The following is a 25,500-nucleotide window of genomic DNA, read 5'->3' as shown; positions in this document are numbered from 1 at the left end:
ACTATAAATTCAGTCAAATTTAGCTAAAATGGCCAACTATGATACAAGCAAAAAAGAAATTTGGTCAAAATTTTTTAATTGATGATGGTATAAAAGCTAAAATCATCAAAGCGATTCCCAATAATTTAGATAGGATTGTAGAGATTGGGCCTGGCTTAGGTGATTTAACACAAAAGCTTATAGAATTTAGTGGGAAAATCGAGTGTTTTGAGATTGACAGCGAGCTTTATGAGATTTTGCTAGATAAATTTGCTAGTGAGATCTCAGAGCAAAAGCTAAAAATAATCAACGCCGATGCTCTTAAATCATGGGATGAGATAGCTAGGCAAGACTATTTTTTGGTTGCGAATTTACCCTATTATGTAGCGACAAATATAATTTTAAAGGCGCTTAGTGATAGCAGATGCAAGGGGCTTGTTGTTATGATTCAAAAAGAGGTAGCCTTGAAATTTAGTGCTAAGGCTGGAGATAGCGAGTTTAGCGCATTGTCAATTCTAGCTCAGATAAAGGGCGATGTGGAGTTGCTTTTTGATGTGCCAGAAACTGCGTTTGATCCCCAGCCAAAGGTTATCTCAGCGGTTATTAGGATTATTAAAAATAGGGATTTATTACAAGGATTTGAGGCTTTAGAATTTGAGAGATTTCTCAAATCTGCCTTCTCATCTCCTCGTAAAACCTTATTAAAAAATTTATCAATCTCTATCCCAAAATCTCTTATAGAGGGCTTTTTGACTAAAGAGAACTTGCCACTTACGATTCGCCCACATGAGCTTTGTGTCGCCTTGTATTTAAAACTATTTAAAGAGGCCAAAAATGAACGAAGAGAAAAATCAAAGCGAAAAACCTAGCAAAAAAAGAAGATATCGCAATCACAAAGATAATCTAAAAAAAGAGGCGAAACACGCAGTTGCGGATCAAAATTCGCAAATTGATGAAGCTACCAAAACTGATGAGTCAAAAGAGCAAACCAAAAAGGCTAAAAAGCGCCGCAAAAATAGCAATCCAACAGTAAAAATCAGTGGTAACGAAGAGTGGCAAAAAGATATGAAAGCCGCCATAGAAGCAAATAAGGCTAGTCATGAGTTGCGTCTTGAACCACTCAAATACCTAAATTCAGCCGAACACAAAATCACTATAACTCCGCTTGGTGGTCTTGGCGAGATCGGCGGAAATATGACTATTTTTGAGACAAATAACGATGCGATCATCATTGATATCGGTATGAGTTTTCCTACTGAGAGTATGCATGGCGTGGATATTTTGGTGCCAGATTTTGATTATGTTAGAAAGATCAAAGACAAAATCAGAGGCATTATCATCACTCACGCACACGAAGATCATATCGGTGCGGTGCCATATTTTTTCAAAGAATTTCAATTCCCAATTTATGCTACGCCACTTCCATTAGGAATGATAAGCAATAAATTTGAAGAGCATGGACTAAAATCTTATAGAAGCTATTTTCGCCCGATTGAAAAGCGCAAGGTCTATGAGCTTGGGGAATTTGAATTTGAGCTTATACATATCACTCACTCTATAATCGACGCAAGTGCGTTAGCTATCACTACAAAGGCTGGAACTATAATCCACACTGGCGATTTCAAGATCGATCACACCCCAATCGATGGCTATCCAACGGATTTAAATCGCTTAGCATATTATGGCGAAAGGGGCGTTTTGTGCTTATTAAGCGACTCTACAAATAGCTACAAAGATGGAATCACAAAGAGTGAAAGTAGCGTTGGAAAGACCTTTGATTCTATATTTGCTACCGCTAAGGGCAGGGTGATAATGAGCACCTTTAGCTCAAATATCCATAGAGTTTATCAAGCTATCGAGCGTGGTATAAAATATGGCCGTAAAGTCTGCGTGATAGGCAGAAGTATGGAGAGAAATCTATGGACGGCTATCGAGCTTGGATATGTGAATTTAGATCGCAAGATTTTTATCGATGCAAATGAAGTTGTCAAATATCCAGATAATGAGGTTTTAATAGTCACAACAGGCAGTCAAGGTGAGACAATGAGCGCTCTATATAGGATGGCAACTGATGAGCATAAATATATCAAAATCAAGCCAAGTGATCAAGTAATCATCAGCTCCAAAGCAATTCCTGGCAATGAAACTAGCGTATCAACGATTTTGAATTTCTTATTAAAAAGCGGAGCAAATGTAGCCCATCAAGATTTTAGCGAAATTCATGTAAGCGGTCACGCAGCCCAAGAGGAGCAAAAGCTTATGCTAAGGCTTATTAAACCTAAATTTTTCCTTCCAGTTCATGGCGAATATAATCACATAGTCAAGCACAAAGAGACAGCGATGAGCTGTGGAATTGATGAGAGAAATATATATTTGATGAGCGATGGAGATCAAGTTGAGGTTTGCCAACGACACATAAAACGGGTAAAAACGGTCAAAACCGGTAAAGTATTCATCGATAATCAGATAAATAAACAGATCGCCGATGATGTCGTAATCGATCGCCAAAAACTTGCCGAAGCGGGAGTTATAACAATAATCTCACAAATTGACAAAAACGCAAAAAGGCTAATACACAATAGAGTTATCAGCTATGGTTTAGTGAGCGAAAAACAGACAAGAAATTTAAGCAAAGAGCTTGAAGAGATACTACTTCAATTTTTAACAAATATAAAAGATGAGCTACTAAACGACCAAAAAGCTCTAGAAAATCAAATTCGCCAAGTTATCAGAAAGCATATATTTAGAAAACTCAAAAAATACCCAACAATCGTACCGGTTGTGTATTTAATGTGAGATTAGCCCCAATTTTTGGGGTGAAATTATGATTTTAGCAATAGAATTTGGAGTTTGATTATGAAAATTATAGATATAGCAAGGGAAGTTTTAAGCTTAGAAGCCAAAGAGCTGGAGCGACAAGCGAATTTGATCGGTAGTGAGTTTGAAAAGGCGGTGAATTTGATACAAAATTGCTCTGGCAAACTCATCGTAACTGGCGTGGGTAAAAGCGGCCATATAGGTGCTAAAATCGCCGCAACCCTAGCAAGCACTGGAACGCCTAGCTTTTTTATCCATCCGACTGAGGCCTTACACGGGGATTTAGGTATGATAGGGGATAAAGACGCTGTTTTGGCTATCAGCTATAGTGGCGAAAGTAGCGAGCTTTTGGCGATTTTGCCACATATCAAAAGGCGTAATATCACAATAATTGGTATGTCAAAAAGCGGCTCAAGCCTAGCAAATTTAAGCAACGCAAATTTAAACTTAGATATCATCCGTGAGGCGTGTCCTTTTGATGCTGCGCCTACTGTATCTACTACGCTGACTCTGGCTTTTGGCGATGCTTTGGCTGTTTGTTTGATGAGATTAAGGAATTTCCAAAAAGAGGATTTTGCTATGTTTCATCCTGGTGGAAGTCTAGGTAAAAGGCTATATCTCAAAGTTAGCGAAGCGATGAGAAAAACAAATTTACCTATAGTTAGCGATGAAGTTAGCCTAAAATATGCTATAGATTCTATGACTCATGGCAAGCTTGGGAGCGTGCTGCTTACGAATTCCAAAGGCGAATTGGTGGCGATTTTGAGTGATGGGGATTTGAGGCGTGCTTTGAGTAGCGAGAATTTCGATATAAATGATAAGGCTATTAAATTTGCCACCAAAAACCCAAAAGTGCTAGAAGATGAAAATACCTTAGCCTATGATGCTTTAAAGCTAATCGAAGAGTATAAAATCCAAATTCTAATCATCACCAAAGAGAAAAAACCAATTGGAGCCTTACATATCCATGATCTAACTAGTTTAGGATTATAATGCGTATCAATAAATTTATTTCACACAACACAAACTACTCAAGGCGTGAGGCTGATGAGCTTATCAAGGCTAATAAGGTTAGTATAAATGGCGCAGTTGTAAGCGACTTATCAACAGATGTCAAAGATAGCGATAAAGTAAAAATAGGCTCAAGGCTAGTTAAACTCAAAAAAGAATTTAGCGTCATAGTGTATAACAAACAAAAAGGTGAGCTAGTCACTAAAAGAGATGATAGGGGCAGAAGGACTATCTATGATAGTTTGCCAAGGGGATTTTCTAAATTTATTAGCATCGGTAGGCTGGATTTTGCTAGTGAGGGGCTTTTACTCCTTACTGATGCTCCTGCGATTGCCCAGGCTCTTATGGATAGCGATATAGAGCGTGAATATTACCTAAAAATCAAAGGCGAAATTACAGAGCAAGTCATAAATGCTATGCGTGAAGGCTTTTTCGCTAAAGATGCCACAAAGGGAGCTCACGCTAAAACAAAGCAAATTTCAATGGAGTTTAAACCCTTCTTAGCGTATAAAATCATCAGTTTTAGCGGTGGATATACAAGGCTAAAGGTCATCATAAGCGAAGGGCAAAATAGAGAGTTAAGGCGGTTTTTTGGCTATTTTGATTTAGAGGTTATGGATCTAAAGAGAGTTAGCTTTGGTAGGGTTAGCCTAGATCAATTAGGCGAGGGCAAATGGCGATACTTCACAAACTCCGAATATGATGATTTAAGAGACTTTTTGAAGCAAAATGGGGTTAGGTATTAATATGGCAAGAACTGTTATAGATGTAGCAAAAGAGGTTTTAGAAAGAAAAAAAGAAGCATTAAATCCAAATCGTATGTATCATATAGCCAATGAAATGGGGCTTACTAAAGAGCTAAATTTAAATGGCAAAACGCCGTGGGCTAGTTTTGTCGCTAGGATTTATGTGGATATAAAAGAAAATTCAGATAGTATTTTTGAAGTAGTAGCTACTAAACCTATGCTTATAAAGCTAAAAAATCAAAATATAAATTTAGAAGCTCAAGCAGAAAAAAATAGTGTAATAAAAGAGCCAAAAACATTTTATAATGAAAGGGATTTGCATCCGCTTTTAAGTAGATTTGTCTCTTTTAATGAGAATTTCAAAGCCTATACAAAGACGATTTATCACGAAAGTAGTATCAAGACGAAAAAAGGCGTAGATAAATGGCTATATCCAGATATAGTTGGAGTTAGTTTTGAATATAGAGATTACCAAAAAGAGTTAAATAAATTTATAGGTAAATTTAATTTTCTTCCAATCAAAATTTATGCTTTTGAGATGAAAAAGCATCTTAGTGTTGGTAATTTTAGAGAGTATTATTTTCAAGCTGTGAGTAATTCAAGCTGGGCAAATGAGGGCTATCTTGTTGCACTTGATATCGATGAGAGTGATGAGGAGCTTATGGATTTAATCAAGCGTCTTAGTTTTTCATTTGGTATAGGAGTTATTAGCCTTAATTCGCAAAATGTTGATGAAAGTGTGATTTTAGCTAGGGCTAAATTCAAAGAAGGTTTAGATTATTCTGTGATGAATGAGCTAAGCACTAAAAACGCTGATTTTAAAAAATTCCTTGAGAGCGTAGAGGAGTTTAATATAGAAAAAGAGTATAGAAGCAAAAGCGAATTTGATGAGGTTTTAGATAATGATAGATTAGATAATTATCTAATAAATAAAAAGATAATGAATAATTAGGCATTAAAAATTAGTAAATAATAAAATAAGGCAAGATATGGTTAAATCAATTTTATTTGTATGTCTTGGCAATATATGCAGGTCACCTTTGGCTGAAGGCATCGCGCGAAAGGTGGCTAAAGAGCGTGGTTTGGATATTTTGATTGATTCAGCTGGAACTAGTAATTATCATATAGGAGAGCCGCCAGATAGTCGTTCTATAATGGTTGGGAGACAAAATGGAGTAGATATATCTATGCTAAGAGGTAGGCAAATTGATAGGAGTGATTGTAAATTTGATTTGATTATAGCTATGGATAGGCAAAATTATGCTAATATCTCACGCCTTAATCTTGGCAGTAAATTGGCTTTGATGGGGGAATTTGGTCTTGATGGGGCTGAAATTCCAGATCCATATTATGGCGGTGCTAAGGATTTTCAAAATGTATATAATATGCTTCAGAGTGCGATAAATGAGCTTTTTAAGGAGATTTGCAAGTGAGTTTGGAGTATAAAATTATTAATAGAAATAGTGATGATTTTAAGGAAATTTTAAAGCTAAATTTAGAGGTTTTCCCACAAAATGAGCTATTAGCCCCGATAAATTTAGAAGATCCAATTATGGCTAGTGATGAGAATTTGAAAATTTTTGCTTTTTATGATGATGGTAAATTCATAGGTTACGCAGCACTTTATCTATATAAAGAGCTTTGCTATTTAGCATTTTTGGCGATTTGGCCGCAGTTTCAAGGCTGTAGCTATGGTAGTAAAATTTTAGATATTCTAAACTCAAATTTCAATCAAATAGTCTTAGAAATAGAGTATTTAGACCCAAAAGCTGATGATATCGATCAAAGAATTCGCCGAAGTAAATTCTATCAAAAATCTGGATTTTGTGATAGCACTCATACCATCTCATATCTTGGAATGAAATATAGCATTTATACAAGTTCAAAAGTTGAATTTGAGCGATTTATTCAGATGTTTGAGTTTTTTCAAAGCAAGAATTATTTTGAGTTTAATTATGAGTAATCCTTTGCTTAATAGCAAAGGATTAAAGCTTTAGCGAAGTAGCGGCATAAGCTCTTTAGCTATTTTCTCAAGCTCCTCTTTCATATTAGCGCATTGGATTATCACTAGATTTAATCCAGCCTCTTCATAAGCTCTTAATTTTTCAGCGATTTGCTCAGCCGTGCCTATCAAATTAGCTCTTAAACCACGGTTTGATACGCTATATTCCATTTTGGAGATCTCTACATCTAAATTTGAATTACCAGTAAAATTGCTATATGAATTCTCATAATCGCTCCAATTTTTTATATTGATAATTCTCTCAAGCTCCTTTTTAGCCTCTGTCTCACTATCTCTTAAGATCACATAAACCGCCATTCCAAAGCCCTTAAATGGCTCTAAATTGGCTCTGTCTCTTCTTTCATTCATATCCTTTATCTTAGCCCTAATCTCTTCAAGAGTTCCGCCGTGCATTAGGTATTTATCTGCAAAGCGAGTGATTGAAGCTCTACCTTGTTCGCTCTCACCACCAGCATAAACCAAAGGCAAAGAGCTAGGCTTTGGCTCATTGTATGAGTCTTGGAATTCAAAATATTTCCCCTTAAAATTAAATGGCGTATTGCTCCAAAATCCACGCAAAACATTAGTATATTCCTCTGTCAAGGCGTATCTATCATCGTGATTATCAAAGTCTATGCCATATTGTCTAGCCTCTTCAGCCCACCACGCTGATACCATATTAATGCTAAAGCGATTATTTGAGATTTGGGCTAAAGTGGCAATTTTCTTAGCTGTAAGGGCCACTTGATGATATTGTGGGCGGAGTGCGGCTAGAATTTCAATCTTTGAAGTGATCGCCGCTAAGCCATTTGCAATAGCCCAAGCATCTAAAGCGGGGGCTTTTTGCCCTTTTATATCATTTAGATATAGCTCTGGCACCAGCGTAAGGGAGTAGCCTAAATTCTCAGCATTTAGGGTTAGATTTTTGATATATTCCCACGAGCAAGCCGTTGTATCATCATCGACATTTCTTAGCCAAGAGCCAAAAACTGGCGTCCAATATCCAAATTTCATCTTATCTCCTTTTTAAATTCACTTTCTAAAAACTCAACTATCCTATCAGCAGCACCAAGCTCATTTTTTGCTCGTTTGCTTTGCTCTACAGCTTTATTGTAATTTGTGTTTGTATTTATGTCATAAATTACAAATTCATTCTTGCTATTTTCGATAAACTCAACCCCAGCCACTTCGATTTTATGAAGCTTTAAGAACTCTTCTAGCTTTTGAACGAGTGGAAAATTATGCGTTATATCCTCTCTTAGACTAAATTTATTCGCAAAGCCAACATCACAAGCCCCACCAGCAATTTGAGGTAATTTTGCTCTGTTTTCTATCTCACACGCCTCAGCCGGACAAAGCTCAAAAGCCCCACCGCTAGTATCCACTCTGACCGCATAGTGAAATTTGCCACCAATAAACTCAACTCTAGTAATAAATGGCTCTTTGGAGCGGATATACTCTTGAAGCAAGGTTATATCATCAGCACCTTGCTCGAATTCATCTGAATTTACATAGCTATCAAACTCTTCTAAACTCTCAAAAAGACGCACTCCAAGCCCCTTGCCACCTTGATTGTGCTTTGTGATAAAAGGGGTTTGTAAATCCTTAGCCCTATTTATTAAATCATTTTTACCAAACACAGCTATAGTCTTTGGCACACGAAATCCAAATTTCTCTAAAGCTAGATATTGTTTAATCTTGCTTACTTCAAACTCAAGCACGCTAGAGCCATTGATAATGCGGCGACCATAAGCTTCCAGCCACGCTAAAATCGCCCTACCATACTCTTTTGAGTATAGATTATTTCTTGTATGCGATGAAGCGCTTAATCTACTCCAAAAGACCCCTTTTGGTGGAGCTTTAGTTAAATCAATGCTCCCATCTGTCAAAAGAATTTCGTTAAATTTAACTCCAGCTTTTTCAAAAGCCTCCTTAAAAGGTGGTATCCATTCGGGATTTTCGTGTATTATGAAAATTTCATCATTTAAATCATTATAAAGCATTTTTTTCTCCTTCAAATTTAGCTATTATTTGCCCCAAAATTCGCCATTAAAGCGGTATTTTGAGCCTATGTGATCACTACTTAGTCTATCGCCTTTGCCAAAAAGCTTATTTCTTAAGCTACCACTTTGATACTCTAGCTGATATGAGCCTCTTTTTTGTAGTTCAGGCACGATAAACTCCACGACATCTTCAAAAGTCCCAGGCGTAGTAGCATAAGCTAGATTAAACCCATCAGCGTCTGAATGCTCAACCAATTTTTCAAGCTCATCGCAAACCTCCTTTGCTCCGCCAACTATCTTTTGACCCAAGGCTCCAATCCCAGCAACTTTGATAAGCTCTCTTAGGCTCCACTGCTTACCATTATCTGTTTTGCTATTTGCATATTCCTCAACCTTGCCTAACATCGCATTTGATTTGATATTGCTAAGCAGATCATCAAGAGCGTATTTGCCTAAATTCTCACCTAGCCAACCAGAGTTAAGCACCAAAGAGCCCTCTTCGCTTACATAGCTTAAAAGATCATTATATTTTGCTTGGGCTAATTTTTGCGTTTTGTCTGTGATAATGGTCGCTAGAACATAAATTTTCGCACTATATGGATCTCTACCGGCTTTGATTAGAGCTTGTCTTACTTGTTTTACAGCGTCTTTAGTATAAGCTTTAGCTATTGGTGCGATAAATATAGCCTCAGCATGTTTAGCTGCAAATTCTAATCCTCTAGGCGAATTTCCAGCTTGGAATAATACAGGCGTCCTTTGAATGCTAGGCTCACAGATGTGAATGCCTGGAACTTCGTAGTATTGTCCTTTGTGATTGATGGGGTGAATTTTATTAGGGTCGGCAAAAGCTCCTGTCTTCTTATCTAAAATTACAGCATCATCTTCCCAGCTACCTTCTAAAAGCTTATATACAACCTCCATATACTCATCAGCTTGAGTATATCTCTCATCGTGTGGTAGCTCTTTTTGACCGATATTGGCATTAGCGCTTGGTAGATAGCCTGTTACGATATTCCAGCCTACTCGCCCTTTTGTTAGGTGATCTAGTGTGCTAAGCCTTCTAGCAAATGGAAATGGCTGCTCAAATGGCACTCCAGCTGTGATACCAAAGCCTAAATTTTGCGTTACGGCCGCACCGATAGCTGCAAGTTGTATAGGGTCATTTACAGGCGTTTGCACCGCTCCTCTTAATGCGGCTTGGTTATCTGAATTATACACATCATACACGCCCAAAACATCAGCTATAAAAATAGCATCAAATAATCCTTTTTCTGCGATTTTGGCTATATTTTGCCAATACTCTATATCTTTATATTTTAACGCCTCATCTCCAGGATACCTCCAAAGCCCAGGACTTAAATGCGTAATGCAGTTCATCTCAAAAGCGTTAAAATGAATTTGTTTTTTACCCATTTTTAACTCCTTGAAGAGTTATATGAGTGCTAATTTTCAGCGTGGTTTGAAATAAATTTATAAAAGTCATAATTTCCCTTTTCGTATGCTAGGCTAAGTGCCTATGGGCTAAATGTCAAAGACAAAAACAAAACGAAAAGATAAGGAAGATTTAAAATTCTGTTAAAAGTTAAGAAATTGTGGCTTAACCTTCGCTTCCTTATCTGCCTAAGCCTAAGGAAGCGTGAGCCACCACTAGACTTATGAGCTACGCATCACGCACATTTGACACAGTTCAAATAAACTTGCGACGAAATTTTGCATAAAGTCTAGTCCTTTCTAAAATTAAATTGCAAAATTATATATTTTTTTACTTAAAGAAATATAAATTTCGCCAAATTTTCCTATTAAAATTTAAGTTAAAAAGCATTATATATAAATTTAATTTAATTAATTTATATTCTATCAATTTTTATAAATTTAATTTATTATTTAGCGGATTTATCAGGATTACCCACTTTTGAAAGTGGGCTTTATTATGAAGCGTATAAGATGGATTTAAATCTATTTGCTATCATTTGCGCTCTCATTAGTATCATATCGGCAATTTGTGGCTCATAAATGCTATCTAAACTCTCTTTAAATAGACCTAGCCAATTATCAAAATATTCAGGCGGAAATGGATCAAGATTCATATGGGCTTGCATAGGATTGCCTCTAAAATTGCTCTCCCCAATTAGCATACCCTTCCAAAATTCGCCAATCTTAGCCTTATGAGCGTCCCACTCCTCTTCACTCGTGCCAATTTTGTTATTAAAAATATCGCCAAGACCGCTTTTATCCTCTCTTATAGCTTCATAAAAGCTCTCCATAAGCTCAGCAATGCTCTTACTTGTGATCTCTTTATATTTCATTTTTATCCTTTCAAATTTGATTAATGACAAGCTGATCTACTCATATCAGGCTGAATGGCTGAGTTATCAGCACCACCATTTGCGTTTATATCTTCTATGATTTCCCATAGCTTTGTAGCGGCCTCTTTATATCTTTTAGCACTAATTGAATTTGGCTCATAAAAGCTAACTGGTCTTCCACTATCTCCACCTATCCTTACTGATGGCTCTATAGGAATTTGAGCTAGTATCGCAGTATCATACTCACTAGCTAACGCATCAGCTCCACCCTTGCCAAATATATCATACTCTTTGCCATTATCAGGGCAGATAAATCCACTCATATTCTCTATCACTCCAGCTACTGGGATATGAAGCTTTTCAAACATATCAAGACTTCTAGCTGAATCATCTAGTGCTACTGTTTGCGGGGTAGTAACGCAAATTCCAGCTGTAACTGGGACGCTTTGAGCTAGAGTGATTTGTGCATCGCCAGTTCCTGGAGGCATATCAAGAAGCAGCACATCTAGCTCTCCCCACTCAACCTCATTTAAAAGCTGAGTTATGGCTTTCATAATCATAGCTCCACGCCACATAAGCCCTTGACCATCTTCTATCAAAAGACCCATACTCATCATCTCAATTCCATGAGTTTGAAGTGGCTTTAATTTTTGTCCGATGACCTCTGGTTGTTTGCCTTGAACTCCTAACATTCTTGGGATATTTGGACCATAAATATCAGCATCTAAAAGCCCCACTTTCTTGCCTTGTTTAGCTAGACTAATGGCTAAATTTAAGGTAGTTGTGGATTTGCCTACGCCGCCTTTACCGCTACTTACCATCACAAAATTCTTAATTTGCGGAGCGATATTTTTACCGCTTTGTGAGTTTGATTTTTGGGTTTGTGGTTTTGGGGCGATTATCTCTATTTCTTTGCCTAAATTTAGCTTTTCAATCTCGCTTTTGATTGTGGTGGCGACTTCAGGCTTGGCTGAGGTGATTTCGACTATGATTTTTGGGCTTGTTGCTTTGACAAAGCCAAATTCCACAATGCTTTTTTTAAAGCCTGGGTAGATTACGCTTTGTAGCTTTTCTAAAATTTTTTCATCCATTTTTAGTCCTTTTAAATTTGAGCTATATTATCTAAAAATTATAAATTTTTGGCTAAAATTTTTTAAATTATAAAGAGAAATATATGAGTGATTTTAGTATTTTTGGTAAATATATATATGATGATTTAAAAAGCGAATTTATCTGCTTTAATAAAGATGAGTTTGACCTTGCTTTAAAATCTATGCAAAAGGCAAAAAATCTATATTTTGTAGGATATGTGGTTTATGAGCTTTATGATAATAGCTCAAGCTATCCAGTAGCGCACTTTAAAGGGTATGTAAATAAAAGCGAATTTAAGCTTGATGATACGCAGGAATTTTCAGTATTTAAGCCATTTTTTTATCCGCAAATTCTAGAAGGTTTAGACTATGATAATTATAGCTCTTGTTTTAAACAGATAAAAGATGAGTTAGCTAGTGGCAATAGTTATCAGATAAATTTCACAAGCCAATTAAAGCTATTTAGCAAATCAAGTAGCAAGGAGATTATCTCTAGTCTTTTAAGTAGGCAAAAGAGTAAATATTTAGGATATTTTAAGAGTGAATTTTGTGAGATAATATCATTTTCGCCAGAGCTATTTTTTAAATTAAAAGGCAAGAAAATCACCTTCGCACCTATGAAAGGCACGATAAAGCGAGGCAGAAATAGAGCCGAAGACAAGGCTTTAAAAAATAAGCTTAGAAATGATCCAAAAAATAGAAGTGAAAATTTGATGATAGTTGATTTGTTGCGAAATGATATGAGTAAAATTATCAAAATTGGCTCTTTACGAGTGAAAAAACCGATGAAAATCATCAAATTAAAGAGCTTATTCCAAGCTATTTCTCCGCTCAAAGCTAAGCTTAAAAGAAGAAATTTAAGCGAAATTTTTGATGCGGTTTTCCCTTGTGGGTCAATTACTGGTGCGCCAAAACTAGCTACAATGCGTATTATAAAGCGTTTAGAAGATAGGGAGCGTGGGGTTTATTGCGGTGCGATGGGGGTGATTAGCCATAAAAGGGCGGAATTTAGCGTTCCAATTAGGACGCTTGAGAGAAGAGCTGGGGAGAAGTATTATAGATATGGCGTTGGCAGTGGCGTGGTGTGGGACTCAAAATGTGATGATGAATTTGCTGAATTGGAGCTAAAAAGTAGCTTTTTACGCCCTAAGATGGAATTTGACTTGTTTGAGACTATGCTTTTGCGTGATGATGGGATTTTTTTACTTCAAAGGCATTTGGGGAGAATTTTAAATAGTGCTAAATTACTAGGCTTTAAAATACCAAAAGAGCTTGATATAGAGTTTAAAAAAGATGATAGCAAGATTGAATTAAGCGATATTATCGGCGTGGTAAGTGGTAAAAATGGGTTTGAGAGTATTGCTGATTTTAAAGAGATTTTTGCTGGGTTAAGCCCTAGTGGCGGTAGTCTTGTGAGATTAAAATTAAGCCAAAATGGAGTATTAAGCCTTACTCAAGCTCAAATCCAACCCATCAATTCTAATAAAATTGCCATTAGCCAAAGGCGTTTAAACTCTCAAAATGATCTATTGTATCACAAAACCACCTTAAGAGATGAGCGAATTATAAGCGATGGGCTTTTTGATATTTTTTATCTAAATGAAAAAGATGAGCTTTGCGAAGGAAATCGCTCAAATATCGTGCTAAATTTAAATAATAAACTCTTAACTCCAAGATTACAAAGTGGTATGTTAGCTGGGACTTTACGGGGTAAATTGCTAGATTCAGGCATTATCCAAGAGAGTATTTTGGGCTTAGAAGATCTATATAATGCTAAGGAAATTTATGCTATAAACTCACTTCGTGGGGCTATAAAGGTGGAGCTATGAGGGTGTTTTTGATAGATAATTATGACTCATTTACTTATAATATAGTCTATTATTTAAAAGAGCTTGGTGTTAAGGTTAAGGTAGTAAAAAATGATTTTGCCAAAGCTAGAAAAGCCATAAAATACGCAAAAAAATTTGATAGAATTATCATCTCGCCTGGATTTGGCACGCCTGATGATTCTGGAGTTTGTATGGATATTATAAAAGCTCTTGGGGATAAAAAGAAAATTTTAGGCATTTGTCTAGGTCAGCAGTGTATAGCCAAAGCTTTTGGTGCTGATATTATCCGTATGCCTCGCCCTTTTCATGGTGTAAAAGTGGAGTGTGAATTTAAAAAATCCCCACTTTTTAAAGGGGTGAAAAAGCCACTAAAAATCGCTTTGTATAACTCCTTATGCGTAGAAAACATATCTGAATTTGATATCTTGGCGTATATAAAAGTGGAGAATAAAAGGGTTATTATGGCTATAAAACATAAAAAATATAGTTGTTATGGAGTGCAGTTTCACCCTGAGTCTATATTACAAGAGCAGGGCAAAAGGATACTAAAAAATTTTTTAGATATTTAGGGTTAAAATAGTAAATTTGCTAAAACAAAAGCCAAAATAATAAGCCATAAAAATATCAAGCTAGAGGCTATAAATACCTTTAAATTCGCATTTTTTAGTGCTTTTTTGGTGATTGTAAGTCCTAGTGCGCTCATAGCAACGCTAAGTAAGAAATTATCAACCAAAGATATAAATTCCTTAATTTGCGGATTTATAAATCCAGAACAAAACAGAGCTACAAAAAACCATAGAGCAAAATATGGAAAATTCGATTTTACACTAGATTTTTCTCCTAAGAAAAAGCCGCTTGCAAGGCTTAAGATTATCAAAAATGGGGCTAACATAAGCACTCTTAGCATTTTGATGATTATTGCGTTATTGGCAGCTACTACATCATACGCACTAGCCCCTGCTACATGTGCTACTTCATGTAAGCTAGCACCGATTATAAAACCAGCCTTTATATTATCAATCCCACTAAGTATAAATGGATAGATAAACATACCCAAACTACCAAATACCACAACCGAGCAAAGTGCGATAGCAACAGCATTTGGTGATGCTTTTACTATGCTTTGAGTAGCCATTAAAGCAGCCGCTCCACAAATGCTAGATCCAGAGCTTATCAATACAGAAAGTTTCTTATCAATGCCAAAAATACGGCATATAAAATATCCAAAAACAAAGCTACTAAAAACAATGATAAAAGCACTCAAAACACCAGCATAACCGATACTAAGCACATCATCAAGGCTGATTTTAAAGCCATATAAGATAATTCCAAGTCTTAGAATTTGCTTTGTAGATATGCCTAAAATACCGCTTCTAGCTACTAAATTTACACTTTTTTTGCTGGTATTGGCTAAAAGCGCTCCTAAAATCACAGCAATTATCAAAGCACTTATACCAAAATCAGCTAAAAAAGTGGCTAAAAAAATTGAGATCGCCGCTAAAATGATTAAGATAGTAGCGGCGTAAATTTTCCTTGTTTTATATATTTTTTGTATCATCTTCTTTTGGATAGCTCTCACAGCTATTTTTGGCTATCTCTTGACTTATTTTATAAGCACAAAATTTCGGCCCACACATAGAGCAAAACTCAGCTTCTTTAAAGACATCTTGAGGCAAACTCTCATCGTGAAGTTCTCTTGCTTTATCTGGATCAAGTGCTAACTCAAATTGTTTATTCCACTCAAATTTATATCTAGCGTCGCTCATAGCGTGATCTCTATCTATTGCCCCTGGTCTATTCAGGGCTATATCGGCTGAGTGAGCAGCGATTTTGTGAGCTATGATACCATCTCTTACATCTTTGGCATTTGGCAGACCTAAATGCTCTTTTGGCGTTACATAGCATAGCATACTAGCACCGTGATACGCAGCCATAGTCCCACCAATAGCACTTGTGATATGATCATATCCAGCACCTATATCAGTTGGAAGTGGCCCAAGGATATAAAATGGAGCGTCGTCGCAAAGCCTTTGCTCCTCTTTCATATTAAATTCAATCTGATTAAATGGCACATGACCAGGGCCTTCTACCATTACTTGGACATTTTTAGCCCATGCTCTTCTAGTTAGGTTTCCAAGCTCTTTAAGCTCTGCCATTTGTGCTGCGTCACTTGCATCAGCTAAGCAACCAGGACGCAAACTATCGCCTAAGGATAAAGAGACATCGTATTTAGCACATATATCGCATATATCATCAAAGGCGGTGTGGAATGGATTTTCTTTATGATGTTTCATCATCCAGCTAGCCATCAGGCTTCCACCACGACTGACAATCCCCATTTTTCGTTTAGCCACTAATGGCATAAACTCAAGCAAAAATCCAGCGTGAATAGTGAAGTAGCTTACGCCTTGTTTGGCTTGTTTTTCGATACAATCAAGCATAATTTGCGGTGTTAGATTGTCTAAATCTTTAATATCGTGAATGATTTGGTATATTGGCACAGTGCCAATTGGAACGGTTGAATTTGCTATTATAGCTTTTCTGATAGCATCCAAATCCCCGCCAGTGCTTAGATCCATAACGGTATCAGCTCCATATTTTAAGCATACATTTAGCTTTTCTATCTCTTCGTTTATATTGCTAATTATCGCACTTGAGCCGATATTGGCGTTGATTTTACAAGTTACGGCTCTACCTATTGCCATTGGGATTAGATGATGATGATTGATATTAGCTGGGATTATGAGTTTTCCACTTGCGACTAGATCTCTAACCTTACTAGCTTCGAGCCTTTCTATTTTTGCTACATACTCCATCTCTTTGGTGATTATGCCGTTTTTAGCATAATACATCTGTGTTGGAGTAGGGTCATTTTGGCGTTCTTGACACCACTCTTTTCTCATTTTTTATCCTTTTTAAGCTTTTGAAAGTGAAATTTTACAATATATAATTAAATACAAAACAACTCTTAAATATATTTATTTAAATTTTCTTTATTTTAGTTTGCTATTTTAATCTAAGTGTTACAAATTTATCCTTAAGAGTATAGACTGGGAAGAGATTACACATTTCAAAGCGTTAAATTTAATATATTTTAAACATATCTTTTAAGTAAGATATATAAGCAAATTTAACCTATTTATAGATGATAATATCTAAATTTTGGCTATTAAATGGCTAAATTTGGATTAAATTTTCTTCTTATTTCAGTCAAATGAAATTAAAAAAAATGTATAATTTAGTAACATAATTTTAAATTTAGGATCTACTTTGATTGATATATCTTTAGTAATGCTAGGTGCTGGAAGCTCTACAAGATTTGGTTTAGCTGCTAAAAAGCAGTGGCTACGCACTGGCGATACTCCACTATGGCTAAAAGCAACTAAAAATATAAACTCAAATTATAATTTTAAAGAGATTATTGTTGTTAGTAATGAGTGCGAGTATATGTCTAAGTTTGATTCAAATATCAAATTTATCCAAGGTGGTGCTACTCGTCAAGATAGCCTTAAAAACGCTCTTAATCACATAAATAGCGATTATGTAATGGTAAGTGATATAGCTAGAATTGATATCCCACAATCATTGATAAAACGCTTAATAGATGATGCAAATTTGGCTGATTGTATCGTCCCAGTGCTTAAAGTAAGCGATACAGCAGTTTATGGGGATAGTTATATAAATAGAGATGAGCTAAAGCGAATTCAAACCCCGCAACTTTCTAAAACCAAGCTATTAAAACAGGCTTTAAATAGCGATAAAATTTACACAGATGATAGCTCAGCTATAGCTGCTATTGGCGGTAAGGTTTGGTATGTTAGTGGTGATGAGAGAGCTAGAAAGCTTACTTATAAAGATGATTTGAAGCTTATTAATCTTAAGCCGCCTTCACCTGATATTTTTTGCGGAAATGGCTTTGATGTGCATGCTTTTTGCGATGGGGATTATTTGAGTTTAGGTGGGATTAAGGTGCCATTTAATAAGGCTTTTAAGGCTCATAGCGATGGCGATGTGGCGATTCACGCACTTTGTGATGCGATTTTAGGGGCGGCTAGTGCACCTGATATTGGTCAGCTCTTTCCAGATAATGATATGAAATTTAAAGGCATTGACTCTAAAATTTTGCTTGAGCGTAGCGTGGAGTTTGTGCGTTCTGTTGGGTTTGATATTGTAAATGTGGATTTGACTATTATTTGCGAACAGCCTAAAATATCGCCATATAAAGATGAGATGGCAAAAATTTTAGCAGATGTGATGAAACTAAGCAGATTTAGAGTAAATATCAAAGCCACTACAAGCGAGAAATTAGGATTTACAGGGCGTGGAGAGGGTGTAGCAGTCATAGCAAATGCGAATTTAAAATATTTTGATTGGACTAGACTATGAGAGTTTTAATAGTAGAAAATGAGATTTATCTAGCTCAAAGTATCGCCAGTAAGCTATCTGAATTTGGCTATAGCTGTGAGATTGCTACTCATACCTTTGAGGCATTAAGAGAAGATAGATATGATGTGGTATTGCTATCAGCAAGCTTTAACTCAAATGAATTTTATAAAGTTATAGAAAATCACAAAAGCTCAATTATAATTTTATTAATTAGCTATATTAGCTCTGATACTGTATCTAATCCTATTAAGGCTGGGGTGAGTGATTATATCCAAAAGCCATTTATGATAGAAGAGTTAGTTAGAAAGATTAAATTTTTTGAATCATTTAAGCGTTATGAGATGCTAAATCAAACCTATGATATTATGCTAGAATCCGCAATGCTAAGCAATAAACCAGCGAATTTGGATTATAAAAAGATAAAGCTCCCACTAATTATTAGCTCTAGTAAAATTCAAATTAGCGATGGATTTGCTTTTTCATATGCTAAGGAGAGTGGGTTTAATTGTAAGATTGTAGATGCTAGGGTTGGATTTGATGTTAAGACCTTGTTGCCAAAGAGCTTTTTATATATTAGAAATATAGATGAACTTGATATAAAACAGCAAGAGAGCTTACTTGATTACTTTAAAAACTCGCCAGTTATTATCCATGGCAAAAAGGAGTATGCAGGATATAATTTTATGGTATTAAGCCACTCTAGAGCTGCTACTATGAGTGATATTTTATCAATTGATGAGTATGTTAAGCAGATGATTTTATTATACCAAGATATATTGCCAGATACTGAAATTTCAAAAAAGCTTGGAATATCACGCAAATCAATATGGGAAAGAAGAAAAAAGCATGGTATCTATAGACAAAAATAACATTATAAATATAAATCAAGATACATATGGCACACTAAGCCTAATCAAAAACCAAATTCTAGGCAAATTCAAAAGGCTTATGGATGAAAATGAGGCTAAAATCGTCCATCAAACGGGTTATTTTAGAGGTGAGCCTATGCCGTATGCTTATACATTTGCACCATTTGGCAGACGCAATCAAGCTATAATTAGATCAGTTAAGCAAGGTCAAAAGCTAGAATTTGCTCTAAATGGCAATATAGTAGGGCATATGATAGTCTCATCAGTTTATAAGCTAGAAAATTCGCATAATAGCATCTTTGCTGCTAGGGAGATTGAGTTTAGCGATGATAATAAAACAGGTAAATACGCTATAAGTGGGGAATTTGAAATTTATGATAACTCACTAGCTAATATTAAACAAAGAGTTCTAGATACCATAAAAGAGAAGAATTATCAAAAGGTAACGGCTCTAATGCTCACAGCAGATCCGTTTAATAGACTTCATGAAAGATTGGTTAGAATGACTATTGATAAGGCGGATATTACTATAATTTTCTTAATTTGCACGCTTGAAAATAGGCGAAATTTGGATTTTAAATTAAGGCTAAAGACGCTAGAGTATTTTGTAAGCAACTTCTTGCCTAGTGAGCGTGTTATAGTGGTGCCATTTGAAAATACATATCTATTTAGCAATCATATAAATCCAGTTTTAGAGTGCTTAGCTGCTTATAATTTTGGTGCGACAAAGCTAGTAGTAGGGCAAAATCACGGCGGTATTGGAATGTTTTATGACCATAATCAGCCAAATACAATCTTAGATAGTGTAACAAAAAATTTAGATATAGAGCTTATAGTTATGCCTGAATTAGTCTATTGTAATCAGTGTCGCACGATTGTAAGCACTAAGACTTGTCCGCATGGTCAGCACCACCACATTAAGTATAAATCCGATACTTTAAAAGAGCTTTTATTTAGTGGGATTTTGCCTCCTGCTATTTTAATGCGAAAGGAGATTTCAGCTATGATATTAAGCACCCTATTTCCAGATAGATTTGAAAATTTCCAAAAAATTTGTAATGATCTATTCCCAAATGTTGGGCTATTAGAAGAGCGCACCCAAAATGATTTTTATCTAGATTTAATGGGATTATATCAGACAACTTCACTTACATAAGGATTAGTATGCAAAAGCTATTTGTAACATTTTTTTACTCTGGATTGTTGCGGCCAGCACCTGGGACTTGGGGGAGCTTAGCTGGGGCTATAGTTGGAGTGGCGATATATTATTATATCGGGCTTGAGACGCTATTTTTAGCTAGTATATTGCTATTTTTAGCTAGTATTAGCATAATTGACTCTTATGAGGCTAAAAGTGGCACCCACGATGATAGCTCCATAGTTATAGATGAGGTTGCTGGGGTATGGGTGGCTATATCTATAGCCTTATCTAGCTGGGAGCAGTTTGAGGTAGATAAATTTGGCTGGATTAGCGTGGTTTTGGCTTTTGTGTTTTTTCGAATTTTAGATATTACTAAGCCTAGTATCATCGGTAGGCTAGATCGCAATCTCAAAGGCGGCCTTGGTGTAATGAGCGATGATATGGTCGCTGGTGGATTTGCTGGGCTTATCGCTGCTGCTTGCGTGGCTATTTTGGTTAAATTTGGCTTGATTATTTAACTAGCCTTAGCTAAAAGCTTTTAGCATATTTTAAGCTTTATTGCTAAGGCTCTTTTGAGTAGCAAATTTGATTTAGCTCATTTAGAAGCTTGGTATGACTACTTTCATTTGTTTAAATTTGTGCTGATTATACTTAAAATTAAAATTAAATTTGATAAAATACTAGCCAAATTTATCAAAAGAGTAGATATGAATCCAATATTAAATACCGATAGTTACAAGATTTCGCACTATTTACAATATCCAAAAGATATTAAATTTATCAGCTCATATATAGAGTCTCGTGGTGGGCGGTGGAATCGCTTGCTTTTTTATGGATTGCAGATATTTTTGATGGAGTATCTAAGCCAAAAGATAAGCTATGATGATATAGATGAGGCTGATGAGTTCATCAAAGCACACGGAATGAAATTTAATAAAGATGGCTGGAAATATATAGTAGAGCATCATGGCGGAGCCTTGCCTTTAGAGATAGAAGCAGTCGCTGAAGGTAGCATTATCCAAACCGAAAATGTGCTTTTACAGATTAAAAACACAGATCCGAATTTAGCGTGGCTTGTGGGGTATTTTGAAACGGCGATTTTACGCTCGATTTGGTATCCGGTGGCTGTAGCGACTAATAGCTATTTTTGTAAGCAAAATATCTTACATTTTCTAAAAGAGAGCGGAACGCCTGAGAATATTGACTTTGCCTTACATGATTTTGGCGCTAGGGGGGTTAGTAGCTTTGAGAGTGCTGGGATTGGTGGTAGCGCTCATATGGTGAATTTCAAAGGCTCAGATACCATCACTGGCGCACTCTTTGCCAAAAAATATTATGGTGCGGATATGGCAGCTTTTAGCATACCAGCTAGCGAGCATAGCACGATGACTTCGTGGGGGAGAGATGGGGAATTTCAAGCTTATGAAAATATGGTTAAAAGCTATGGCGATGGGACTTTTGCTTGTGTGATAGATAGCTATGATACGCTAAATGCCATTGATCTATGGGGAAGGCTCTTTGATAAGGTCAAAAAGCAAGGCGGCAAGGTGGTGCTTCGCCCAGATAGCGGTAATCCAGTAACGATGGCTAGTGAGTGTATCGAGAAGATGATGAGCCTAGCTGGATATAGTATAAATTCCAAAGGCTATAAGGTCTTGCCAGATCATATAAGGCTAATTTATGGTGATGGGATAAATCCGCAAAGCATAGAAGATATATTAAATGAGCTTAAATTTAGAAAAATTAGTAGCGATAATATCGTTTTTGGTATGGGTGGGGCGTTGCTTCAGCACTTAAATAGGGATACTTTAAGATTTGCGATGAAAGTAAATGCCGTAAGTAGCGATGGGATAAGCTGGAGAGATGTATATAAAAATCCAGTCACAGATCCTAAAAAGCGCTCAAAATCTGGCCGCTTAGCCTTAATTAAAGAGAATGAGCTTTATAAAACTATAAGATTTGATGAGCTAAATGGTAGGCAAAATTGGCTAACTAAGGTATTTAAAGATGGTAAGATTTTGCGTAAATTTAGCTTTGATGATATTAGATCTAGGGCTAAAGAGTATGATTAATCTATTAATTCTTGAACCTATTTTAGATAAATTTACACTTTTAAATTAAAGGATATGAAATGTATAGAAAAAAGATATATAATCCAGCTTCAAATGAGACGCTAAATGAGCGAAAAGTTTTTAATGGCAATCCGCATGGAATTTTAAATTTCACAAAGGCCAAATACACTTGGGCGCTTAAGCTTTGGGATCTTATGGAGGCAAATACTTGGTTTCCAAAAGAGGTTGATACCACTGATGATGTGCGTGACTATGCTTGTAATCTCACAGCAGCTGAAAAGCGTATGTATGATCTAGTATGGAGCCAACTAATCTCAATGGATAGCTTTCAGACAAATAACCTAGCTGATAATATAAATCCATATATCACAGCTCCAGAGATAAATGCGGTTTTAGCTCGTCAAGCCTACGAAGAGGCAAATCATAGTAAATCATACGCAGTAATGGTAGAGGCGATTTGCGATAATACAGATTTGATCTATGAGATGGAAAAGCACGATGAGGTCCTAAGACGCAAAAATGACTATATCTCAAGCGTGTATGAGGAGCTTGCTGGAGATGTAACTGATGAGAAATTGCTTTTAGCAATGGTGGCAAATCAAATTTTAGAAGGCGTATATTTTTATAGTGGATTTACAGCGATTTACGCATTAGCAAGGGCTGGGAAAATGCTTGGCAGCGCTCAGATGATACGCTTTATCCAGCGTGATGAGATAACTCACTTGCTTTTATTTCAAAATATGATAAATTCAGTCCGCAAGGAGCGTCCAGATCTCTTTACAAGTGAGATTGAAGCTAAAATTTATGAGATGTTTCAAAAGGCTGGTGAGCTAGAGATTGAGTGGGGAAAATATATCACGCAAAATCAAATAATGGGCTTTACAGATGATATTATAGACCAATATATCAAATATTTAATCGATGATAGGCTAACTTCAATTGGGTTAAAAAAATTATATAATGTCTCTCATCCGATAAAATGGGTTGATGATTTTGCTAAATTTAACGATCAAAAGAGCAACTTTTTTGAAAGTAAAGTTACAAATTATAGCAAAGGTAGCCTAAGCTTTGATGATTTCTAATCTCATAGCTCACAATCTTAGCTCTATTGGTGCTATTAATAGGGCTAGTGAGTTGTGCGATTTTGCTGCCTCTTTAAAAGATGGGGATTTAGCGCTTTGCTCTGAGCTTTGTGTTGGTGGATATGAGAGGCTTGGAGATGAATTTGAGCAGGATTTAGAAAGAAATTTAATCAGCTCTTTAAAGAGTGGCGCTTATCTTGGATTTAGTAGAATTTTTAATGATTATAATGAGTTTATTTTGCTTAGCTCCAAAGGCGTGGAATTTAAGCAAAATAAATATAGACTATTTAAGCCAAATAACGAGGATAAAATCACTCTTAGCGGTAGCTTAGATGGGATTAAAATTCATAATATAAATGGGGTTAAAATCGGAGTTTTAATCTGCTTTGAGCTTCGTTTTATTAAGCTTTGGGATAGATTAATGGGTGCTAGTATAATCTTAGTCCCAGCTATGTGGGGTAAAGCTAGAAAGGCTCATTATAAGGTGCTTTGCCAAGCCTTAGCCTTACAAAATAGAGCCTATGTAATTGCGTGTAGCGATATGGATTTGAGATTTAAATCCATATTTGCTCCAGATGGCAAAAGGAGCGAAAATATGAAATTTGATATAAATTTAATAGATAAATTTAAAAAATCACTTGGGATAGATGATGGATAATTTAGAAAGTGCAAAATGTCAAACAATGAGCGATGAGATAGCTAGTTTAGTTCAGCTTAGTCCTATGGTCTATAGAGCGTTTATTAATACGCCAAGGACGCCATTTGTGCCAGTATCTATAAATGCTTTTAAGCTTGATGCTCATCCGATAGGATCTAATCAATGGATAAGCTCTCCGCTAACTGTGGCTAAGATGACAATGGCGTTAGAGGCTGAAAATTGCGATAATATACTTGAAGTTGGCTGTGGCAGTGGGTATCAAGCGGCGATTTTGGCTAAGGTCGCAAGGCGAGTTTTTAGCGTGGAAAGAATCGAAGCGTTAGCCAATTCAGCAAAATCTCTAATGAAAAATTTAGGGATAAATAATGTATTTATACGATTTGATGATGGCAATCTAGGCTGGAGAAGCTACGCCCCATATGATAGGATTATCCTTAGTTGCTTTTGTAAAAGTGTGCCAGATAGGCTATTTTCTCAGCTTAAAGATGATGGAATTTTAGTAGCTCCAGTTGAGAAAGATGGCAAGCAATACATAACTCAATATAAAAAATCAAATAATCAAATTAGCAGTAAAATCATAGATGAATGCGTATTTGTCCCGCTACTTGATGGGACAGAGCAAAGATAGCCAAAGGAGCAGTATGCCATCTTTAAATTTGGATAGGAAAGGATAAGGTGATAAACTACAATCCGCCTTATCACACGCTAGAGAAAAAATATACATTTAATGCTGAAAATATTAAATTTAACAATATTTGTAAATTTGTTTAAGAGTTTTATACTCTTATTTAATATTTTAGGCTATAATTGGCATCTATAAATTTCATTAAAGGATATGATATGTTAGAGTTAAGAAATCTACCATTTGACCCAAATTCCAACGCAGTAGTGAGTAAAGAAGCCTGTGATTATCACCACGGCAAACACCACCAAACATATGTAAATAACTACAACAACCTAACAAAAGATAGCGAACTAGCTAATGCTAGTTTGTATGATGTGCTTGTAAGCTCTCAAGGCGGATTATTTAATAACGCCGCTCAAGTATATAATCACGATTTTTACTGGGATTGTATAGCTAAAAAAAGTGATAAAAGCAGCGAGCTTGAAGCAGCTTTAAAAAGCGATTTTAAAGATTTTAAAGCTGAATTTATAAACTCAGCTACAACTCTTTTTGGCGCTGGTTGGACTTGGCTTGTTTATAACCCAAATACAAATAAACTAGAGATCAAAAACACTTCAAACGCAGCTACTCCAGTAACTGATGGCTTAGTGCCACTTTTAGTAGTTGATGTGTGGGAGCACGCTTACTATATAGATAGTCGTAATGCTCGTCCGGCGTATTTAGAAAAATTCTATGAAAATATCAACTGGGATTTTGTAAGCACAGCTTATGAATGGGCGAAAAAAGAGGGGCTAAAATCTGTTAAATTCTACATTGATGAACTTCACCCAGTGGCTGGTTGCTGTGGCGCTGGATGTGGCTGCAGCCATTAAATTCCCAGCTC

25 protein-coding genes are annotated in these 25,500 nt (G+C 36.0%); 18 read left to right on the top strand and 7 right to left on the bottom strand.

Features of this window, described 5'->3' with window-relative positions:
- Positions 1 to 38: 38 nt before the first annotated feature.
- From rsmA to CSUIS_RS08260, 7 genes are read left to right on the top strand one after another with little or no spacing between them, the layout of a single operon-like run.
- On the top strand, positions 39 to 848 hold the full coding sequence (gene rsmA / locus CSUIS_RS08290; protein WP_086298509.1) for a 16S rRNA (adenine(1518)-N(6)/adenine(1519)-N(6))-dimethyltransferase RsmA: 810 nt from the start codon (positions 39 to 41) through the stop codon (positions 846 to 848).
- A complete protein-coding gene (locus CSUIS_RS08285) occupies positions 814 to 2,775 on the top strand; it encodes a ribonuclease J (RefSeq protein WP_086298507.1) in 1,962 nt (653 codons plus the stop codon). The genes rsmA and CSUIS_RS08285 overlap by 35 nt, the downstream gene beginning before the upstream one ends.
- Before the next feature lie 57 nt (positions 2,776 to 2,832).
- A complete protein-coding gene (locus tag CSUIS_RS08280) occupies positions 2,833 to 3,789 on the top strand; it encodes a KpsF/GutQ family sugar-phosphate isomerase (protein ID WP_086298637.1) in 957 nt (318 codons plus the stop codon).
- Positions 3,789 to 4,553 (top strand): pseudouridine synthase, encoded by a 765-nt coding sequence (locus CSUIS_RS08275; protein WP_086298504.1) that lies wholly within the window; start codon positions 3,789 to 3,791, stop codon positions 4,551 to 4,553. Before CSUIS_RS08280 ends, CSUIS_RS08275 begins: the two co-directional genes overlap by 1 nt.
- Position 4,554: 1 nt before the next feature.
- Positions 4,555 to 5,505, top strand: a complete 951-nt coding sequence (locus tag CSUIS_RS08270; protein ID WP_086298502.1) for an HTH domain-containing protein — start codon at positions 4,555 to 4,557, stop codon at positions 5,503 to 5,505.
- A 37-nt stretch (positions 5,506 to 5,542) separates the two neighbouring features.
- Positions 5,543 to 5,986: a low molecular weight protein-tyrosine-phosphatase gene (locus CSUIS_RS08265; RefSeq protein ID WP_086298500.1), complete on the top strand. Its 444-nt coding sequence runs from the start codon at positions 5,543 to 5,545 to the stop codon at positions 5,984 to 5,986.
- A gap of 2 nt (positions 5,987 to 5,988) precedes the next feature.
- On the top strand, positions 5,989 to 6,516 hold the full coding sequence (locus tag CSUIS_RS08260) for a GNAT family N-acetyltransferase (RefSeq protein ID WP_152023650.1): 528 nt from the start codon (positions 5,989 to 5,991) through the stop codon (positions 6,514 to 6,516).
- A gap of 30 nt (positions 6,517 to 6,546) precedes the next feature.
- Here CSUIS_RS08260 and CSUIS_RS08255 read toward each other — a convergent pair whose 3' ends face one another.
- The 5 genes from CSUIS_RS08255 to CSUIS_RS08235 all read right to left on the bottom strand — a co-directional run bounded on the left by CSUIS_RS08255 (position 6,547) and on the right by CSUIS_RS08235 (position 11,955).
- Complete coding sequence (locus CSUIS_RS08255) at positions 6,547 to 7,569, bottom strand: LLM class flavin-dependent oxidoreductase (RefSeq protein ID WP_086298495.1); 1,023 nt, start codon at positions 7,567 to 7,569, stop codon at positions 6,547 to 6,549.
- A complete protein-coding gene (locus CSUIS_RS08250; RefSeq protein ID WP_086298493.1) occupies positions 7,566 to 8,558 on the bottom strand; it encodes an ATP-grasp domain-containing protein in 993 nt (330 codons plus the stop codon). Before CSUIS_RS08250 ends, CSUIS_RS08255 begins: the two co-directional genes overlap by 4 nt.
- Before the next feature lie 24 nt (positions 8,559 to 8,582).
- Complete coding sequence (locus CSUIS_RS08245; RefSeq protein ID WP_086298491.1) at positions 8,583 to 9,971, bottom strand: LLM class flavin-dependent oxidoreductase; 1,389 nt, start codon at positions 9,969 to 9,971, stop codon at positions 8,583 to 8,585.
- 515 nt (positions 9,972 to 10,486) lie between these two features.
- The gene (locus tag CSUIS_RS08240; protein ID WP_086292897.1) at positions 10,487 to 10,864 is read right to left on the bottom strand and encodes a group III truncated hemoglobin; all 378 of its coding nucleotides are present in this window, start codon (positions 10,862 to 10,864) and stop codon (positions 10,487 to 10,489) included.
- 20 nt (positions 10,865 to 10,884) lie between these two features.
- Positions 10,885 to 11,955, bottom strand: coding sequence for an Mrp/NBP35 family ATP-binding protein (locus tag CSUIS_RS08235; protein ID WP_086298489.1), 1,071 nt, complete (start codon positions 11,953 to 11,955; stop codon positions 10,885 to 10,887).
- A gap of 83 nt (positions 11,956 to 12,038) precedes the next feature.
- Between CSUIS_RS08235 and CSUIS_RS08230 the strand changes: the two genes are divergently transcribed.
- Both CSUIS_RS08230 and CSUIS_RS08225 read left to right on the top strand, forming a co-directional pair.
- Entirely contained in the window at positions 12,039 to 13,784 is a 1,746-nt protein-coding gene (locus CSUIS_RS08230) for a bifunctional chorismate-binding protein/class IV aminotransferase (RefSeq protein WP_086298487.1), read from the top strand.
- The gene (locus CSUIS_RS08225; protein ID WP_086298485.1) at positions 13,781 to 14,353 is read left to right on the top strand and encodes an anthranilate synthase component II; all 573 of its coding nucleotides are present in this window, start codon (positions 13,781 to 13,783) and stop codon (positions 14,351 to 14,353) included. Before CSUIS_RS08230 ends, CSUIS_RS08225 begins: the two co-directional genes overlap by 4 nt.
- 2 nt (positions 14,354 to 14,355) lie before the next feature.
- Here the strand turns inward: CSUIS_RS08225 and CSUIS_RS08220 are convergent, their stop codons facing one another.
- Together CSUIS_RS08220 and thiC are read right to left on the bottom strand one after the other, a co-directional pair.
- A complete protein-coding gene (locus CSUIS_RS08220) occupies positions 14,356 to 15,342 on the bottom strand; it encodes a YeiH family protein (protein WP_086237517.1) in 987 nt (328 codons plus the stop codon).
- Positions 15,323 to 16,687, bottom strand: a complete 1,365-nt coding sequence (gene thiC, locus CSUIS_RS08215; protein WP_086237516.1) for a phosphomethylpyrimidine synthase ThiC — start codon at positions 16,685 to 16,687, stop codon at positions 15,323 to 15,325. The genes CSUIS_RS08220 and thiC overlap by 20 nt, the downstream gene beginning before the upstream one ends.
- 367 nt (positions 16,688 to 17,054) lie before the next feature.
- Here thiC and CSUIS_RS08210 point away from each other — a divergent pair, with 367 nt between their 5' ends.
- From CSUIS_RS08210 to sodB, 9 genes are all read left to right on the top strand, one after another.
- Positions 17,055 to 18,170 (top strand): bifunctional 2-C-methyl-D-erythritol 4-phosphate cytidylyltransferase/2-C-methyl-D-erythritol 2,4-cyclodiphosphate synthase, encoded by a 1,116-nt coding sequence (locus tag CSUIS_RS08210; RefSeq protein ID WP_086298483.1) that lies wholly within the window; start codon positions 17,055 to 17,057, stop codon positions 18,168 to 18,170.
- Positions 18,167 to 19,039 (top strand): response regulator, encoded by an 873-nt coding sequence (locus tag CSUIS_RS08205; RefSeq protein WP_086298481.1) that lies wholly within the window; start codon positions 18,167 to 18,169, stop codon positions 19,037 to 19,039. Before CSUIS_RS08210 ends, CSUIS_RS08205 begins: the two co-directional genes overlap by 4 nt.
- On the top strand, positions 19,017 to 20,195 hold the full coding sequence (locus CSUIS_RS08200) for a sulfate adenylyltransferase (RefSeq protein WP_086298479.1): 1,179 nt from the start codon (positions 19,017 to 19,019) through the stop codon (positions 20,193 to 20,195). The genes CSUIS_RS08205 and CSUIS_RS08200 overlap by 23 nt, the downstream gene beginning before the upstream one ends.
- An 8-nt stretch (positions 20,196 to 20,203) precedes the next feature.
- Positions 20,204 to 20,698: a phosphatidylglycerophosphatase A family protein gene (locus CSUIS_RS08195; RefSeq protein WP_086298477.1), complete on the top strand. Its 495-nt coding sequence runs from the start codon at positions 20,204 to 20,206 to the stop codon at positions 20,696 to 20,698.
- Between the two features lie 54 nt (positions 20,699 to 20,752).
- The gene (locus tag CSUIS_RS08190; RefSeq protein WP_236860784.1) at positions 20,753 to 22,252 is read left to right on the top strand and encodes a nicotinate phosphoribosyltransferase; all 1,500 of its coding nucleotides are present in this window, start codon (positions 20,753 to 20,755) and stop codon (positions 22,250 to 22,252) included.
- A 59-nt stretch (positions 22,253 to 22,311) separates the two neighbouring features.
- On the top strand, positions 22,312 to 23,334 hold the full coding sequence (locus CSUIS_RS08185; RefSeq protein ID WP_086237511.1) for a ribonucleotide-diphosphate reductase subunit beta: 1,023 nt from the start codon (positions 22,312 to 22,314) through the stop codon (positions 23,332 to 23,334).
- Entirely contained in the window at positions 23,324 to 23,992 is a 669-nt protein-coding gene (locus tag CSUIS_RS08180) for a carbon-nitrogen hydrolase family protein (RefSeq protein ID WP_086298475.1), read from the top strand. Before CSUIS_RS08185 ends, CSUIS_RS08180 begins: the two co-directional genes overlap by 11 nt.
- Positions 23,985 to 24,620: a protein-L-isoaspartate(D-aspartate) O-methyltransferase gene (locus tag CSUIS_RS08175; protein WP_086298473.1), complete on the top strand. Its 636-nt coding sequence runs from the start codon at positions 23,985 to 23,987 to the stop codon at positions 24,618 to 24,620. Before CSUIS_RS08180 ends, CSUIS_RS08175 begins: the two co-directional genes overlap by 8 nt.
- A 212-nt stretch (positions 24,621 to 24,832) precedes the next feature.
- Positions 24,833 to 25,489, top strand: a complete 657-nt coding sequence (gene sodB, locus CSUIS_RS08170; RefSeq protein WP_086292881.1) for a superoxide dismutase [Fe] — start codon at positions 24,833 to 24,835, stop codon at positions 25,487 to 25,489.
- Positions 25,490 to 25,500 lie beyond the last annotated feature (11 nt).

This window comes from Campylobacter porcelli (assembly GCF_002139855.1).
GTDB lineage: Bacteria > Campylobacterota > Campylobacteria > Campylobacterales > Campylobacteraceae > Campylobacter > Campylobacter porcelli.
The sequence above is the reverse complement of the archived record's forward strand: the minus strand, read 5'-3'. Positions and strand labels throughout refer to the sequence as shown.

Coding starts and splice junctions, on each gene's coding strand:
- CSUIS_RS08225 (WP_086298485.1), top strand. CDS start 13,781: ATGAGGGTGTTTTTGATAGATAATTATGACTCATTTACTTATAATATA.
- CSUIS_RS08180 (WP_086298475.1), top strand. CDS start 23,324: ATGATTTCTAATCTCATAGCTCACAATCTTAGCTCTATTGGTGCTATT.
- CSUIS_RS08265 (WP_086298500.1), top strand. CDS start 5,543: ATGGTTAAATCAATTTTATTTGTATGTCTTGGCAATATATGCAGGTCA.
- CSUIS_RS08245 (WP_086298491.1), bottom strand. CDS start 9,971: ATGGGTAAAAAACAAATTCATTTTAACGCTTTTGAGATGAACTGCATT.
- CSUIS_RS08195 (WP_086298477.1), top strand. CDS start 20,204: ATGCAAAAGCTATTTGTAACATTTTTTTACTCTGGATTGTTGCGGCCA.
- CSUIS_RS08255 (WP_086298495.1), bottom strand. CDS start 7,569: ATGAAATTTGGATATTGGACGCCAGTTTTTGGCTCTTGGCTAAGAAAT.
- CSUIS_RS08250 (WP_086298493.1), bottom strand. CDS start 8,558: ATGCTTTATAATGATTTAAATGATGAAATTTTCATAATACACGAAAAT.
- rsmA (WP_086298509.1), top strand. CDS start 39: ATGATACAAGCAAAAAAGAAATTTGGTCAAAATTTTTTAATTGATGAT.
- CSUIS_RS08275 (WP_086298504.1), top strand. CDS start 3,789: ATGCGTATCAATAAATTTATTTCACACAACACAAACTACTCAAGGCGT.
- CSUIS_RS08200 (WP_086298479.1), top strand. CDS start 19,017: ATGGTATCTATAGACAAAAATAACATTATAAATATAAATCAAGATACA.
- sodB (WP_086292881.1), top strand. CDS start 24,833: ATGTTAGAGTTAAGAAATCTACCATTTGACCCAAATTCCAACGCAGTA.
- CSUIS_RS08230 (WP_086298487.1), top strand. CDS start 12,039: ATGAGTGATTTTAGTATTTTTGGTAAATATATATATGATGATTTAAAA.
- thiC (WP_086237516.1), bottom strand. CDS start 16,687: ATGAGAAAAGAGTGGTGTCAAGAACGCCAAAATGACCCTACTCCAACA.
- CSUIS_RS08270 (WP_086298502.1), top strand. CDS start 4,555: ATGGCAAGAACTGTTATAGATGTAGCAAAAGAGGTTTTAGAAAGAAAA.
- CSUIS_RS08285 (WP_086298507.1), top strand. CDS start 814: ATGAACGAAGAGAAAAATCAAAGCGAAAAACCTAGCAAAAAAAGAAGA.
- CSUIS_RS08175 (WP_086298473.1), top strand. CDS start 23,985: ATGGATAATTTAGAAAGTGCAAAATGTCAAACAATGAGCGATGAGATA.
- CSUIS_RS08205 (WP_086298481.1), top strand. CDS start 18,167: ATGAGAGTTTTAATAGTAGAAAATGAGATTTATCTAGCTCAAAGTATC.
- CSUIS_RS08220 (WP_086237517.1), bottom strand. CDS start 15,342: ATGATACAAAAAATATATAAAACAAGGAAAATTTACGCCGCTACTATC.
- CSUIS_RS08235 (WP_086298489.1), bottom strand. CDS start 11,955: ATGGATGAAAAAATTTTAGAAAAGCTACAAAGCGTAATCTACCCAGGC.
- CSUIS_RS08185 (WP_086237511.1), top strand. CDS start 22,312: ATGTATAGAAAAAAGATATATAATCCAGCTTCAAATGAGACGCTAAAT.
- CSUIS_RS08240 (WP_086292897.1), bottom strand. CDS start 10,864: ATGAAATATAAAGAGATCACAAGTAAGAGCATTGCTGAGCTTATGGAG.